Source organism: Microvirga thermotolerans, from assembly GCF_009363855.1.
Lineage (GTDB): Bacteria > Pseudomonadota > Alphaproteobacteria > Rhizobiales > Beijerinckiaceae > Microvirga > Microvirga thermotolerans.
In genome coordinates, this window is the sequence record NZ_CP045423.1 from 1,923,138 (window position 1) to 1,937,275 (window position 14,138).

The following is a 14,138-nucleotide window of genomic DNA, read 5'->3' on the forward strand; positions in this document are numbered from 1 at the left end:
TTATCAAAAATATGACTCTGGGTACTTGGCGCGAATTGATCTTCCAGATGATAGCCTGAATGAGCTTAGAGCCCGTTTGGAAATTCAGGAGTGTGCATTTCTTCGGATGAGGTTTCCGCCCATTGCGACGAGGATCATGGCGTGTGAGCCGTCGATGCGGCGCTCGTAGTCGCGCACGAGCCGCCGCCAGCGGATCATCCAGCCGAAGGTCCGCTCCACGACCCAGCGGCGTGGCAGGATCTCGAAGCCCTGGCCGTCGTCACGTCGGCGGACGATCTCGACGATGAAGTCGAGATAGGCAGCCTTGTCCATCAGCTTGAGCCTGTCATAGGCGCCGTCGGCGAACAGGTGCTTCACCCAGGGCCAGCGCTTGCGGATGGCGTCGAGGATGGCTTGCGCTCCGGCACTGTCGGAGATGTCGGCCGGCGTCAGGTTGACCATCAGGAGCCGCCCGTCGGTATCGACCGCAATATGGCGCTTGCGCCCGACGATCTTCTTGCCGGCATCGTACCCCCTTGTTGCGGCAGAGGGTGCCTTGACCGATTGGCTGTCGATCACGGCCGCTGTCGGGCTCGCCTCACGTCCGGCCCGCTCCCGATCCAGCATCAGCTCGACATCATGGATGGTTTGGAACAGGAAACGGCGGGCCAGTTCGCGGAACCACCCGTAGACCGTGCGCCAGTGCCCGAAATGGATCGGCAGCATGCGCCAGCCGCAGCCGGAGCGCACCAGGTAGCGCACCGCGTTGATCACCTCCCGGAACTCCACCTCGCGTGGCCGGCCACGGCGACCCGGCGCGGGCATGAGCGGTGCGATCCGCTCCCATTCCTCATCCGTCAAATCGGACGGGTAACGCTTCGTCTTCCGGGCGATCCTGGCCATCCGGCCCCGCTGCTCTGGCGTCCACATCCAGAGCTTGAATCACAACCAAGGCCCGACAGGAATCCCCTTATGGCGATTTCCCAAACAGGCTCTAATATCGCGCGAGGCAGAGATGCGAAGGCATCCTGCCCGTTCTCCCCGGAGGCCGGGCTTTTTCGTTTGGGTCGCACAGAGGTTCATCTGTCCTCCCCAGTGGGTAGGGGAGCCATATGCCTCTGCTCTATGGTAGATCGCCGGCCCTAGCGACGTTGCCCCTGGCTCCTTGTGTTCCGCTGCGGTTTGTCCGATGTCGGCGGGCAGGGGCAGCGCGCCCAATGGTGGTTTCGGCGATGATCCGGTCCATGTGCTCGCGCGCCTCACGTTCCGTTCCGAAAGTACCACAAAGTTCCAGCTGCCTGCGGGAGCCGCTGAAAAACTCGACGGTGGGGCGACGTCCATTGACATAGCGGACGGATTCGACCCGGCCTATGCTCTCACAGGTCCATTCATTATCGGACACGCGCACCCAGCGGCGGGCGAAGCCCAAGCGTTCGAGGGCCTCGCGGAAGGCCGCCGCACTGGCATAGCGCCGCGTTGGATCCGGTTCACAGGCCTTCCTCAGGATCGACTTGAGCACCCTCGGCAGGTAGGGCTTGAACCCAATTCGCCTTGCCATCGTCCCGTTGCGAAGATCCGTCTCCCAAGCCCCGGCATCATCGATCACGGTTCCCCAACCCGGCATGTTGTTGGCCACCCGCAGCAAGGTCAGGCCTGCGGCGAAGACATCACCCAGCGGAGAAAACTCGCCCGAGTTGACCGCCTCGGGCGCAGCATGAAACTGGTAGAAAAGATCGGTCACCCTGATCCCCGTCTGGGGTTGGATGATGGTGCCAAAGTCGGAGAGCTTCGCCTTGTTCTGCGCGAGCATGATGTTCGCGGGCTTCACGTCTCGATGCACGATCCCTCGCGTGTGGGCGTGCTCCAGGGCGAAGAGCACCTCCTTCACCGCTTGCACGCCATCGATCAGGGGGACGAATCCCTGCATCAGCCGGTCGCCGAGCGAACCACCCTCAATGAACTCCATCTCGATGAGGACGAAGCCGTCGATTACGTCCGCGCCGTGAATTTTCACGACGTGGTCGTGGGAGCAGAGGTTTTGTGCCTGCGCCTCGACCACGGCGCGGTGCGTGGTCGGATCGGTGACCTCGATGATCTTGAGAGCCGCAGGGCGGCCCACGGGCCGATTGATGACGTGGTGGACCTCGCCGAAATGGCCATGGCCAAGCGGGCGTATTACCTCGAACTTGTTGAGGAGAACCTCGCCGGGTTGCACGCGGTAAGTATGCTCAGGCATCGAGGGTCATCCATGCGGCGAGTGCAGCCAACTTTTCCGGATCACCCCATTTCTCCGGGCGGTTGGCGATCATCTCATCGCAGGCCTCGAACTTGTTCCCGACAAACCCCAGGGCCTTCTTGGAAAAGGACTGGGACACATACTCGCTGATCGGCAGGCTGCGGTCGTGGGCCACGAGGTTCAAGATGCCGAATGGGAAGGTGAGATAGGCTACCTGATCAGCGCTGTTGGCGTCGAGGGACAATCGATAGGCGAGTCGGCCCGGCGCAGTCCGAGAGATGATCTCTCCGAATGTTTGTTTGAAGTAGTTTGCGAGCGCGATCCTAGGCTGGTCAGGATCGAAGCGGTCGCGGTTATGCGAGACGTAGACGGGCTCACGGCGTGTGCCGCTCAGGACACAGTGCCAGAGCTCGCCCTTCTTGATGTTGAAACCGAGTGCCGACACGTGCCTGGCCCCCATCGAATCTGATTGGCGCCGGGCATGCGTCCGTGCGCTCGCTGTTTTACGATCGCCATTACCGCTGCGGATCCGCTGCGAGGATGGCTACTGTTTCTTGAGCATCCCCAATCCGTCTCGCACCTTCCCAGCAGGAGCTCGGGTGAGGTGGACTAACGATGGCTGAGGATGCACTCATGCAAAGCACGGACGTGGTCTTCGCAGCTTGCCATATGCGACTGCGGCGGGCTGATGTGACAATTGAGTCAGGCTGAAGGGTAAATTCAGCCTAACTATGGTTCCACTCTCAGCCATCCTATGCGGGTGCCCACAACATCAGCGACCTGATCTCGCGGCCATTTGCCATGTCGTCGATCCGCAGCTTTCACACATAAAGCACTTTCCGTTCCTTACGATGCCAAGAAAACCGGGGGCGGTGAGGTCCGACAGTTCGGGCCCTAAGGACGCCCCTGGGAGATCTCTGAAATCCAATGCGGGCGTCCTCACTTTTGCTTGCCGACAAACTATAGCTACCTATGCCGACACACATCCTGCTTGTGCCGACAAACTATGGGTGTCGGCACATCTAGGTCGTTTTGCCTTACGAACACCCCGTCGTGCTGCCGCACGTATCGCACTTCAGGCAGGTCCCGTTCCGCACCAGCGTGAAGTTGGCGCATTCGGGGCAGGCTTCGCCGACGTAGCCCTTCATCTTGGCCTCCGCGCGCCGGTCGGCGAGGGAGGGGGAGGTGGCGGGCGGGGAGAAGGCGAGTCTGGCCATGTCGGCCTCGCCGACCTGCCGCTCCTGCGGGGCGGGCTGGGCGAGCTCGCTCTTGAGGGCGTTCGCGCCGACCGTCGCCGGGCCGGTGCCCGTGCGCTGCGCGGCGCCGCCGCCTCCGGGGATGAGCATGAGGCGGTCCACCGTGCCGCGGGTGAAGCCGCGGGAGACGATGGCCGCGGCGGGCGCGGGCTCCGGCGCCTTCGACTGGGCCTCGCCCTGGCCGATCGTGGTGGGCCCGGCCTCCGACGGATCCACATGGGCGAGGTCGTTGCGCCCGAGATAGGACACGGCAAGCTCGCGGAACACGTAGTCGAGGATCGAGGTCGCGGACTTGATCCGCTCGTTGCCCTGGACGAAGCCGGCCGGCTCGAAGCGCGTGAAGGTGAAGGCCTCCACGTATTCCTCCAGCGGCACGCCGTATTGCAGGCCGAGCGAGATGGCGATGGCGAAGTTGTTCATCATCGCCCGGAAGGCCGCGCCCTCCTTGTGCATGTCGATGAAGATCTCGCCGAGCCGCCCGTCGTCATACTCGCCGGTGCGCAGATACACCTTGTGACCGCCGACCACGGCCTTCTGGGTGTAGCCCTTGCGCCGGTCGGGCATCTTCTCGCGCTCGCGCACGGCGACCACGCGCTCGATCACCTTCTCGACGATCTTCTCCGAGAGGTTCGCCGCCTTCGCCGCGGCGGGCAGGGCGGCCAGCGTCTCGGCGGCGTCCTCCGCGTCCTCCTCCTCGTCGGCGATGAGCGCCGCGTTGAGGGGCTGCGAGAGCTTGGAGCCATCGCGGTAGAGGGCGTTCGCCTTCAGTGCCAGCTTCCAGGAGAGCATGTAGGCATTCTTGCAGTCCTCGACCGTCGCGTCGTTCGGCATGTTGATGGTCTTGGAGATGGCGCCCGAGATGAAGGGCTGCGCCGCCGCCATCATGCGGATGTGGCTCTCCACCGAGAGGTAGCGCTTGCCGATCTTGCCGCACGGGTTGGCGCAGTCGAAGACCGGGTAGTGCTCCCGCTTCAGGTGCGGCGCGCCCTCGAGGGTCATGGCGCCGCAGATGTGGATGTTCGCCGCCTCGACGTCCGCCTTCGAGAAGCCGAGGAAGGCGAGGAGGTCGAAGGACGGGTCGTTCAGCCTGTCGGCCGGCACCTTCAGGGTCTGGGTCAGGAAGTCCTCGCCCAGCGTCCAGCGGTTGAACACGAACTTGATGTCGAACGCGCTCTTCAGGCCCTTCTCCACCGCGTCGATCTTCTCGGGGGTGAAGCCCTTCGCGGCGAGGGAGCCGGGATTGACGGCGGGCGCCTGGCGCATGGAGCCGTGGCCGACCGCGTAGGCCTCGATCTCGGCGATCTCGGACTCGCGATACCCCAGGGCGCGCAGCGCGTCGGGTACGGCCCGGTTGATGATCTTGAAGTAGCCGCCGCCGGCGAGCTTCTTGAACTTCACCAGCGCGAAGTCGGGCTCGATGCCGGTGGTGTCGCAGTCCATCACCAGGCCGATGGTGCCGGTGGGCGCGATCACCGTGGCCTGCGCGTTGCGGTAGCCGTGCTTCTCGCCGAGCTCCAGGGCGCGGTCCCAGGCGCGGCGGGCGTGGTCGACCAGGTCACGGTCGGGGCAGGCGGCGTGATCGAGCGGCACCGGGTTCACCGAGAGGCCCTCGTAGCCCTCCGACAGGCCATGCGCGGCGCGGCGGTGGTTGCGGATCACGCGCAGCATGTGCTTGGCGTTCTTCGCATATTCCGGGAACGGGCCGAGCTCGCCCGCCATCTCGGCGGAGGTGGCATAGGACACGCCGGTCATGATGGCGGTGATCGCGCCGCAGAGCGCGCGGCCCTCGTCCGAGTCGTAGGGCAGGCCCATGGTCATGAGCAGGCCGCCGATATTGGCATAGCCGAGGCCCAGGGTGCGGTAGGCGTAGGAGAGCTCCGCGATCTCCCGGGACGGGAACTGCGCCATCAGCACCGAGATTTCGAGAACGACGGTCCAGAGGCGGCAGGCATGCTCGAAGGCGTCCGCGTCGAAGCGCTTGGCCGCCCGGTCATAGAACTGGAGCAGGTTCGCGGAGGCGAGGTTGCACGCCGTGTCGTCCAGGAACATGTATTCCGAGCACGGGTTCGACGCCCGGATCCGGCCGCCTGCGGGGCAGGTGTGCCAGTCGTTCATGGTGGTGTTGAAGTGCAGGCCCGGATCGGCGGAGGCCCAGGCGGCGTAGCCGATCTGCTCCCACAGGTCGCGGGCCTTCACGGACTTGGCCACCTTGCCGTCGATGCGGCGGATGAGGTTCCAGTCGCCGTCCTTCTCGACCGCGCGCAGGAAGTCGTCGGCGATCGAGACCGAGTTGTTGGAGTTCTGGCCCGAGACCGTGAGATAGGCCTCCGAATCCCAGTCGGTGTCGTAGATCGGGAAGTCGATGTCCGTGTAGCCCTGGCGCGCGAACTGGATGACGCGCTTGATGTAGTTGTCCGGAACCTGCATCCGGCGGGCCTGCTTGATCTCCTTCTTCAGCGCCGGGTTCTTCTCCGGGTCGAAGCAGGCGTCGCCCTCCGCCTCGCAGTTCACGCAGGCCTTCATGATGGCCTTGAGGTGCTTGGCGGCGATCTTGGATCCGGTGACCAGGGCGGCGACCTTCTGCTCCTCCTTCACCTTCCAGTCGATGTAGGCCTCGATGTCCGGATGGTCGACGTCGACCACCACCATCTTGGCGGCGCGGCGGGTAGTGCCGCCCGACTTGATGGCGCCCGCCGCGCGGTCGCCGATCTTCAGGAACGACATGAGGCCGGAGGAGCGGCCGCCGCCGGAGAGCTTCTCGCCCTCGCCGCGCAGCTTCGAGAAGTTGGAGCCCGTGCCGGAGCCGTACTTGAACAGGCGCGCCTCGCGGACCCACAGGTCCATGATGCCGCCCTCGTTCACCAGGTCGTCCTCGACGCTCTGGATGAAGCAGGCATGCGGCTGCGGATGCTCGTAGGCCGACTTGGACTTCGTCAGCTTGCCGGTCCTGTAGTCCACGTAGTAGTGGCCCTGGCCGGGGCCGTCGATGCCGTAGGCCCAGTGCAGGCCGGTGTTGAACCATTGCGGCGAGTTCGGCGCCACCATCTGGTTGGCGAGCATGTAGCGCAGCTCGTCGTAGAAGGCCTGGGCGTCCTCCTCGGAGGAGAAGTAGCCGCCCTTCCAGCCCCAGTAGGTCCAGCAGCCGGCGAGGCGGTCGAACACCTGCTTGGAGGAGGTCTCGGAGCCGTAGCGTTCGTTCTCGGGCAGTTCGGCGAGGGCGGCCTCGTCGGGCACCGAGCGCCACAGCCAGGAGGGAACGTCGTTCTCCTCCACCCGCTTCAGGCGGGCGGGAACCCCGGCCTTGCGGAAGTACTTCTGGGCCAGCACGTCGCAGGCGACCTGGCTCCAGGTCTCGGGGACCTCGATGTTGTCCAGCTTGAAGACGACCGAGCCGTCCGGGTTGCGGATCTCGCTCGTCGCGAGCCGGAAGGCGAGGGAGGAGTAGGGCGACTGCCCGCTAGTCGTATAACGCCGCTCGATCCGCATCGGTCTGTTTCCTCTTGTCAGGGACAAAACGTCCCTGGGCCGCGAAACGCGTCCGCGGCACTTAAGCCCCACGTAATGTTTTGACGCCCCCACGGTCCGTTTGGCCGGACCGCCACACGCAGCACGCCCGAGTCTCGTCTCCTTCGGACACCACAGGCCCCGCGGCAAACCGTTTGCCGCGCGGCTCTGACGCTGACTCTTGGGAGATTCCAACCCCTCTTTTCAGAGGGGCTGCCGGTCTCAGATCGGCACTCCGGCAAGCTAGTCATCTTGGGAGCCTTGCGTCAAGAACTTGTAGCGACGGCCTCTGTTCCAACTATATATAGTGGGCAGATGTTAAAAATGTGGAAAAGTTGCTAAGCCTCGGAGAATCCTTTCAGAATCCCGGCACCCGCTTGTCGGTGACGTAACGGCGTCGATTTCGGATCGGGGTTAACGGGGCACGGGAGGCGACACGGTGGCCTCCGGCGAGGGAGCCGGGACGGGTGGGCCCGAAGGGGCCGGCGAAGGCCGGAAAACCCGGAGTCCGGGGAAATCCCGGCCACGAATCGCATCCCCGGCGCGGAAGGGAAACGGGCAAGGGAATCGCCCCACGGGAAGGCTGGACTTCGCGGCGGGCTGAAGCCATATTCCGCCCGAATTTTCGAACCCCTTCGGCGGCAGCGATGAAACAGTTTTGGACGCAGTTCTTCACCTGGTGGAACGGGACGACCCTCGGCACCCGCTTCCACACCTGGCGCCACGGTCATTTCGTCGGCACGGACGAGTTCGGCAACAGGTACTACCGCTACGTCCAGCCCCAGCCGATCGATTCCAACGTGGGCGCCGAGCGCCGCTGGGTGGTCTACAACGGCGACGCCGACGCCTCCCGCGTGCCCCCCGGCTGGCGCGCCTGGCTCTGCCACAACGGCGACGTGCCGCCGAGCGAGGAGGCCTATGCGCCGCGCCCGTGGGAGAAGCCGCATCTGCCCAACATGACCGGAACGGCCATGGCCTACCGGCCTTCCGGCTCCATGCTGTCGACCGGCAAGCGTCCCTCCGCGACCGGCGACTACGTGCCCTGGACGCCGGGAGAGTAGGGGGCCTGCGGCCCTCCGGCGCCATGCTGAACAGCCAGAGACCCCGAGCCTGCGTCGAGTGCGGCCTACCTTACGGGCATTCCGACTTCGCCTATCACGCGGGCCGGGTCCAGAAGGGGCCCGCCTATTGGTCCGACCGGGGGCTTCTGTGCTCCAGCGCCTGCTCCACGGCGCATTTCGAGCGGCGCGCGAAGGAAGGCGATCCCATGCGGGAGCCCGCGCCCAATCCGCTGGAGAAGCGCTCCTTCTTCTCCTGAGAATCGCTCAGCCTTTCGGCGGCGGATGAAAGAAGGACTGGGGGCGCAGCGGCGCCTCCCCGAACAGGCCGAAGGCCTGGATCGCGTGACCTCGCGGGACATCCACGTTGCGGGCGACGCCCGCTCCCTTGAGCACGCCGCCGCGGGAATCGGGGTCGGGGTCGCGATGGGTGCCCCCGTCGCCCAGGCGGCAGTTCTGGCAGCGGATGGGGCCGAGGACCTGGGCGCCGCGGCCGATTCGATTCGACAGGGTGAGCGAGCCGCCGCCGAGGAGGCGCGCGCCGGAGCCGACCTCGACGACCGCTCCGTCCTCGGCCTTGATCGTGAAGCCGCCCTCCTCGCCGATCTCCGCTTCCGCCCCGATTCTGACATGCCCGCCGGCCGCGACGATGCGGGTGCCGGGAAAGCACGCGGTCCCCGGGCCGAGCGAGAGCGCGCCGCCTTCCAGGCGCTGCAGCACCGTTCCGGGCCACAGGACGACGCCTTCGCCGAGCACGACGCCGGGAGAGACCAGGACGACTTGGGGCGAGGGGAGGATCGCGCCTGCGCCTGCCAGGGCGGCGGTTTCCTCGAGGGTGAGGAAACCGAGGGCGCGGCGGGCCGCGTCGGCGGCCGGGACTTGCATCTCCATGGGGGCTCCGCGGGTCGGGGACGGCAAGCGTAATTTATTCGTGGCGGAAGGCCATCCCTCCCGGACTTGCCCTTTTTCGAACACCGTTGCCGTGTTAACGCGTGCCCACGATGCAGGAGACGGCCACGCTTGGCCGTCCGACCTCGAGGGCTTGGGCGAACACAATGAATCTCGGTTGCAAGCGGGCCATCCTGACGCTCGCCATCGTGGCGGGCTCCACCGGCGCGGCCCATGCGGACAGGATCAAGAACCCCACGGGGATCTTCTCGGGTCTCGACAAGATCACCGGGCGAATCGTGTCGTTCGAGGTGGCCGTGGGCGAGACGGTCCAGTTCGGCTCGCTCCAGATGACGCCGCGGGTCTGCTTCACCAAGCCGCCGACCGAGAATCCCAACACCACGTCCTTCGTCGAGGTCGAGGAGACCGACAAGGACGGCAAGCCCCGGCGGGTCTTCTCCGGCTGGATGTTTGCCAGCAGCCCCGGCCTGCACGGGATCGAGCACCCCGTCTACGACATCTGGCTCGTGGACTGCAAAGGCGGCACCGAGGTCATTTCCGAGCCGAAGGAGGTGGCGGAGGAGCCGCCGCCCCTCGAAAGCGAGCCGCGCCGGCCCGTGGAGGCGTCGCGTCCGGGCGACATCATGAGCCCGCCGGGCGCGCCCGCGCAGGCGGCGCCCGCGCCGCCGCCCGTGCAGACGGCGCCGCTGCCCCGCCAGCCCGTCCGCCGGGCGCCCGCGGCGCCGATCCTCGGAAACGAGCGGTCGAACGACCGCTGAGCGGCGGGAGCCGGTTCCTTCTCGCCTCGCCTTGAACCGGCCTAGGGTTTCGCGGGCTCCGCGAGCGCGGCGAGAATCTCCTCGCCCCGCACGGGCGCGTCGTCCGGCCAGACGTTCCACTCCGCATCGATGTCCATGGCCGCGCGGAGCATCTGCTTGTAGGTCCGCCGCGGCACCTCGACGGCGCCGAACTGCGCGAGGTGAGGCGTGACGAACTGGGTGTCCAGCAGGGTGAAGCCGCCGCGCCTGAGGCGGGCGACGAGATAGGCGAGGGCGACCTTCGAGGCGTCGCGCTCCACATGGAACATGCTCTCGCCGAAGAAGGCGCTGCGCAGGCGCACGCCGTAGAGGCCGCCGACCAGACGGTCGCCGTCGTAGACCTCGACCGTATGGCAGTAGCCGGCGTCGAACAGCTCCCCGTAGAGCTCGCGGATGCGCCGGCTGATCCAGGTCTTCTCCCGGTCGGGCCCCGGGGCGGCGCAGCCCGCGATCACCGCGTCGAAGTCCCGGTCCGTGCGGATCTCGAACCGGTCCGAGCGGATGGTGCGGGCAAGGCGCTTGGGAATGTGGAAGCCGTCCAGGGGAATGATGCCCCGCTCGCGGGGCTCGACCCAGAACAGGGACGGGTCGTTCGCGTCCTCCGCCATGGGGAAGATCCCCGCGGCGTAGGCCCTGAGGAGGATCTCAGGGGTGATTTCGAGAGCGCGGTCCGAAGCTCTGCTCATGGATGGGAACCCGATGACGGCATGATGCCCGAAAAATAGGGCGTCATGAAGGGGTTGTCAGCGGACGCTTCGGGAGGACCGGGGCGCCCGTCGGGCCTTTCCGTTTTGGACGGGCCGGGCGGGGAACCGCTTCCCGCCCGGCCCGAGAGGGGCCCAGAGCATCCGACGAGAATGCGAACTCACGTCCGATGCGCCGGGCTTTCGATGGCGCGCATCTTTTCGCGCAGAACGGGTTCCCGCTCTTGCGCTCGATGCCTTAGCCGTTCGATCCGCCCTGCTCGCCCTCGATGCCCCCGGTCTTCAGGAAGTTCTCGAGCCAGTGGATGTCGTACTGGCCGTTCTGGATGTCCGGGTTGCGGACGAGGGTCCGGAACAGGGGCAGGGTGGTGTCGATGCCGTCCACCACGAACTCGTCGAGCGCCCGGCGCAGGCGCATGAGGCACTCGTTGCGGGTGCGCCCGTGCACGATGAGCTTGCCGACGAGGGAGTCGTAGTGGGGCGGGATGCGGTAGCCCTGGTAGGCGGCCGAGTCCACGCGCACCCCCAGGCCGCCCGGCGGGTGGAAGTAGCTGATGGTGCCCGGCGAGGGACGGAAGGTGGACGGATGCTCCGCATTCACCCGGCACTCGATGGCGTGGCCCTCGATCTTGACGTCGCTCTGCTTCACCGAGAGCGGAGCGCCCGCCGCGACGCGGATCTGCTCGTTCACGAGGTCGATGCCGGTGATCATCTCCGTGACGGGATGCTCCACCTGGATGCGGGTGTTCATCTCGATGAAGTAGAACTCGCCGTCCTCGTACAGGAACTCGATGGTGCCGGCGCCGGCATATTGCAGTTCCTGCATGGCCTTCGCCACGATGCCGCCGATGCGGTCGCGCATCTCGACGTTGAGCGCCGGGGAGGGGCCTTCCTCCCACACCTTCTGGTGACGGCGCTGCAGGGAGCAGTCGCGCTCGCCGAGATGGATCGCGTTGCCCTTGCCGTCGCCCAGCACCTGGATCTCGATGTGCCGCGGCTTCTCCAGGTACTTCTCGATGTACACCGCGTCGTCGCCGAAGGCGGCCTTCGCCTCGGTCCTGGCGGTCTGGAGGGCATGGACGAGGTCCTCCTCGGTGCGCGCCACCTTCATGCCGCGTCCGCCGCCGCCCGCGGCGGCCTTGATGATGACCGGGTAGCCGATGTCCTTCGCGACGCGCTTGGCTTCCGCCTCGTCGGTGATGCCGCCCTCGGAGCCGGGGACGCAGGGGATGCCGAGGCGCTTCGCCGTGCGCTTCGCCTCGATCTTGTCGCCCATGATGCGGATGTGCTCGGCCTTGGGGCCGATGAAGGCGATGCGGTGATGCTCCAGCACCTCGGCGAAGCGGGCGTTCTCCGAAAGGAAGCCGTAGCCGGGATGGATGGCGTCGGCGCCGGTGATCTCGCAGGCGGCGATCAGGGCCGGGATGTTGAGGTAGCTGTCGCGGGCCGCGGGCGGGCCGATGCAGACGCTCTCGTCCGCGAGGCGCACATGCATGGCGTCCGCGTCGGCGGTGGAATGGACGGCGACGGTGGCGATGCCGAGCTCCTTCGCCGCGCGCAGGATGCGCAGGGCGATCTCGCCGCGGTTGGCGATGAGGATCTTGTCGAACATCGCGGTTACTCGATCACGAGCAGCGGCTCGCCGTACTCGACCGGCGTTCCGTCCTCCACCAGGATGGCGGTCACGGTGCCCGCGCGCGGCGCCGTGATCTCGTTGAAGGTCTTCATGGCCTCGACGAGGAGCAGCTTGTCGCCGGCCTGCACCTTGGAGCCGACCTCGACGAAGGGCTTCGCATCGGGCGACGGACGGCGGTAGGCCGTGCCGACCATGGGCGAGAGGACCGCGCCGGGATGGGCGGCGGCGGATTTCGCGCTCGGCGCGGCGGCTTCCGCCGCGACCGGAGGAGGCGCCACCACCGCGGGCGGGGCCGCGGCGGGGGCCGGAGCGGCGACCGGAACCGTCACCGCCGCGGTGACGGTTCTCGCCACGCGGATGCGAAGGTCGCCCTTCTCCACTTCGATCTCGGTCAGATCGGTGTCGGCGATCAGCGATGCCAGTTCACGCACGAGATCGGGATCGAAAGGGTTGTCCTTGGCCATGGGGCTCACCTCTTATCGTTGAGGAATTCAGTGGGTGGAGGGCTTCGCCTGCTGTGCGCGCTCGATCAGGACGCGGTGGATGGCCTCGAGGCCGAGCACGTAGCTCCTGGGGCCGAAACCGCAGATCACGCCCACGGAGACCGGGGCGATCAGCGAGCGATGGCGAAAACCTTCGCGGGCATGAACGTTCGAGAGATGCACCTCGACCGTGGGAGTGGCGCTTCCGGAGATAGCGTCCCTCAGGGCGATCGAGGTGTGGGTGTAGGCGCCGGCATTGAGGACGACGCCGGCTCCCTGCGCTCCGGCCTCCTGGATCCAGTCGACCAGATGCCCTTCGTGGTTCGACTGGCGAAAGGTGACGGAGACGTTCAGCGCCTCGGCCCTCTCCCGAACCATCCGCTCGATGTCCGGCAGAGTGTGCCGGCCATAGACTTCCGGCTCGCGGCGGCCGAGCAGGTTGAGGTTCGGTCCGTTGAGGACGTGGACGTTGATCATGCGCGTGGAGCGTTCCAGAAGGCTCCGAAGGGTGGAGCCGAAACGCCCTCTTAGCCAAAAGGCGAAGCCGGGGAAAGGGGAAAACCAAGGCTTTCCAAAGCCCAGCTCGCCCTTTGAGGCTTACGGAGCGGCAGATTCCGGCCCCGCCGGGCTCAGCAGCTCGCCTTGCCGCACTGGCGGACGTTGGCGACCACCTGCTTCAAGGGCTCCAGGCCGACCGCGCCGGGAATGATCTCGTCGCCGACGATGAAGGCCGGGGTGCCGGTCAGGCCGAGCTTGTCGCCGAGAGAGGCGTTCTCCTGGAGGGCGGCCCGCACCTCGGGTCCGGCCATGTCCTTCTGCAGGCGGGCCATGTCGAGGCCCATCTCCTTGGCGACGGCGAGCGCCCGCTCCCCGTTCACGCGGCCGCGGGTGGCGAGGACCCTGGTGTGATACTCGAACAGCTTGTCGCCCTTGAGCTGGCTCCCGACCGCGAGGCCGACCCGGCTGGCCTCGACCGAATCCGGCCCGAGGACGGGGAAATCCTTCAGTACCACCCGGAGCTTGGGATCGTTCTTGACCAGGGCCTGGAGGTCGCCGAGCGCCTGCTTGCAGTAGCCGCAGTTGTAGTCGAAGAACTCCACCAGGGTCACGTCGCCCGAGGGGTTGCCGACGACGAAGGAGTGGGGCGCGTTGAGAAGCGACTGGCGCGTTTCCTTCAGGGCGCTGGCCTGGGCGACGCGCTGGCTCTCGGCCTGGCGCTTCTCGAGCTCGGCGATGACCTCCTGAAGCACCTCGGGGTTCTTGAGCAGGTACTCCCTGACGACCTCGCCGATGGCCTGCTTCTGCTGGTCGGTGAACTCGGCCTTCTGGGCCATGGCGGGCGCGCCGAAGGCGAGAGCCCCGAGGACGAAGGCGGCCTGGCAGAATCTGGAGAGCGGGAAGCGCATTGTCCGTCCTTTGCGGGGCTGGCCCGGGGACAGGCCCTGCCTGCCTCCGGTCGAGTGATCGGGCCGCGACTGCACGGGCGGTGCCGGGGCGGCCGTTTCCGGCGAGAGTTACGGGTTCGGGGCCGGTGCGTCAAATCACGCGTTCGTTGTTCGGCGGCGCGGGCCCGCCGG

General features: G+C 66.6%; 13 protein-coding genes. 3 read left to right on the forward strand and 10 right to left on the reverse strand.

Annotated elements, in window-relative coordinates:
• Positions 1 to 84: 84 nt before the first annotated feature.
• From GDR74_RS08940 to GDR74_RS08955, 4 genes are all read right to left on the reverse strand, one after another.
• A complete protein-coding gene (locus tag GDR74_RS08940) occupies positions 85 to 909 on the reverse strand; it encodes an IS5 family transposase (protein ID WP_152585984.1) in 825 nt (274 codons plus the stop codon).
• A gap of 193 nt (positions 910 to 1,102) precedes the next feature.
• Positions 1,103 to 2,215, reverse strand: coding sequence for a serine/threonine-protein kinase (locus GDR74_RS08945; protein ID WP_152585985.1), 1,113 nt, complete (start codon positions 2,213 to 2,215; stop codon positions 1,103 to 1,105).
• Positions 2,208 to 2,660 carry a hypothetical protein gene (locus GDR74_RS08950; RefSeq protein WP_152585986.1) on the reverse strand — a complete coding sequence of 151 codons (453 nt, stop codon included), beginning with the start codon at positions 2,658 to 2,660 and terminating at the stop codon, positions 2,208 to 2,210. Before GDR74_RS08950 ends, GDR74_RS08945 begins: the two co-directional genes overlap by 8 nt.
• A gap of 592 nt (positions 2,661 to 3,252) precedes the next feature.
• Entirely contained in the window at positions 3,253 to 6,957 is a 3,705-nt protein-coding gene (locus GDR74_RS08955; protein ID WP_152585987.1) for a vitamin B12-dependent ribonucleotide reductase, read from the reverse strand.
• A 665-nt stretch (positions 6,958 to 7,622) separates the two neighbouring features.
• On the opposite strand from GDR74_RS08955, the gene GDR74_RS08960 reads away from it, so the two are divergent.
• Positions 7,623 to 8,036, forward strand: coding sequence for an NADH:ubiquinone oxidoreductase subunit NDUFA12 (locus tag GDR74_RS08960; RefSeq protein ID WP_152585988.1), 414 nt, complete (start codon positions 7,623 to 7,625; stop codon positions 8,034 to 8,036).
• Between the two features lie 23 nt (positions 8,037 to 8,059).
• Positions 8,060 to 8,293 carry a hypothetical protein gene (locus GDR74_RS08965; RefSeq protein WP_152585989.1) on the forward strand — a complete coding sequence of 78 codons (234 nt, stop codon included), beginning with the start codon at positions 8,060 to 8,062 and terminating at the stop codon, positions 8,291 to 8,293.
• A 7-nt stretch (positions 8,294 to 8,300) separates the two neighbouring features.
• On the opposite strand, the gene GDR74_RS08970 is transcribed toward GDR74_RS08965, so the two are convergent.
• Entirely contained in the window at positions 8,301 to 8,924 is a 624-nt protein-coding gene (locus GDR74_RS08970; RefSeq protein ID WP_152585990.1) for an LbetaH domain-containing protein, read from the reverse strand.
• A gap of 164 nt (positions 8,925 to 9,088) precedes the next feature.
• Between GDR74_RS08970 and GDR74_RS08975 the strand changes: the two genes are divergently transcribed.
• On the forward strand, positions 9,089 to 9,700 hold the full coding sequence (locus GDR74_RS08975; protein ID WP_152585991.1) for a DUF2155 domain-containing protein: 612 nt from the start codon (positions 9,089 to 9,091) through the stop codon (positions 9,698 to 9,700).
• Positions 9,701 to 9,741: 41 nt separating this feature from the next.
• Here the strand turns inward: GDR74_RS08975 and aat are convergent, their stop codons facing one another.
• The 5 genes from aat to GDR74_RS09000 all read right to left on the reverse strand — a co-directional run bounded on the left by aat (position 9,742) and on the right by GDR74_RS09000 (position 13,967).
• Positions 9,742 to 10,425 carry a leucyl/phenylalanyl-tRNA--protein transferase gene (aat, locus tag GDR74_RS08980; protein WP_152585992.1) on the reverse strand — a complete coding sequence of 228 codons (684 nt, stop codon included), beginning with the start codon at positions 10,423 to 10,425 and terminating at the stop codon, positions 9,742 to 9,744.
• A 256-nt stretch (positions 10,426 to 10,681) separates the two neighbouring features.
• On the reverse strand, positions 10,682 to 12,055 hold the full coding sequence (gene accC, locus GDR74_RS08985; RefSeq protein WP_152585993.1) for an acetyl-CoA carboxylase biotin carboxylase subunit: 1,374 nt from the start codon (positions 12,053 to 12,055) through the stop codon (positions 10,682 to 10,684).
• A 5-nt stretch (positions 12,056 to 12,060) separates the two neighbouring features.
• The gene (gene accB / locus GDR74_RS08990; RefSeq protein WP_152585994.1) at positions 12,061 to 12,543 is read right to left on the reverse strand and encodes an acetyl-CoA carboxylase biotin carboxyl carrier protein; all 483 of its coding nucleotides are present in this window, start codon (positions 12,541 to 12,543) and stop codon (positions 12,061 to 12,063) included.
• Positions 12,544 to 12,570: 27 nt separating this feature from the next.
• Positions 12,571 to 13,038: a type II 3-dehydroquinate dehydratase gene (gene aroQ, locus GDR74_RS08995; RefSeq protein ID WP_152585995.1), complete on the reverse strand. Its 468-nt coding sequence runs from the start codon at positions 13,036 to 13,038 to the stop codon at positions 12,571 to 12,573.
• 152 nt (positions 13,039 to 13,190) lie between these two features.
• Positions 13,191 to 13,967, reverse strand: a complete 777-nt coding sequence (locus GDR74_RS09000; protein WP_152585996.1) for a DsbA family protein — start codon at positions 13,965 to 13,967, stop codon at positions 13,191 to 13,193.
• Positions 13,968 to 14,138 lie beyond the last annotated feature (171 nt).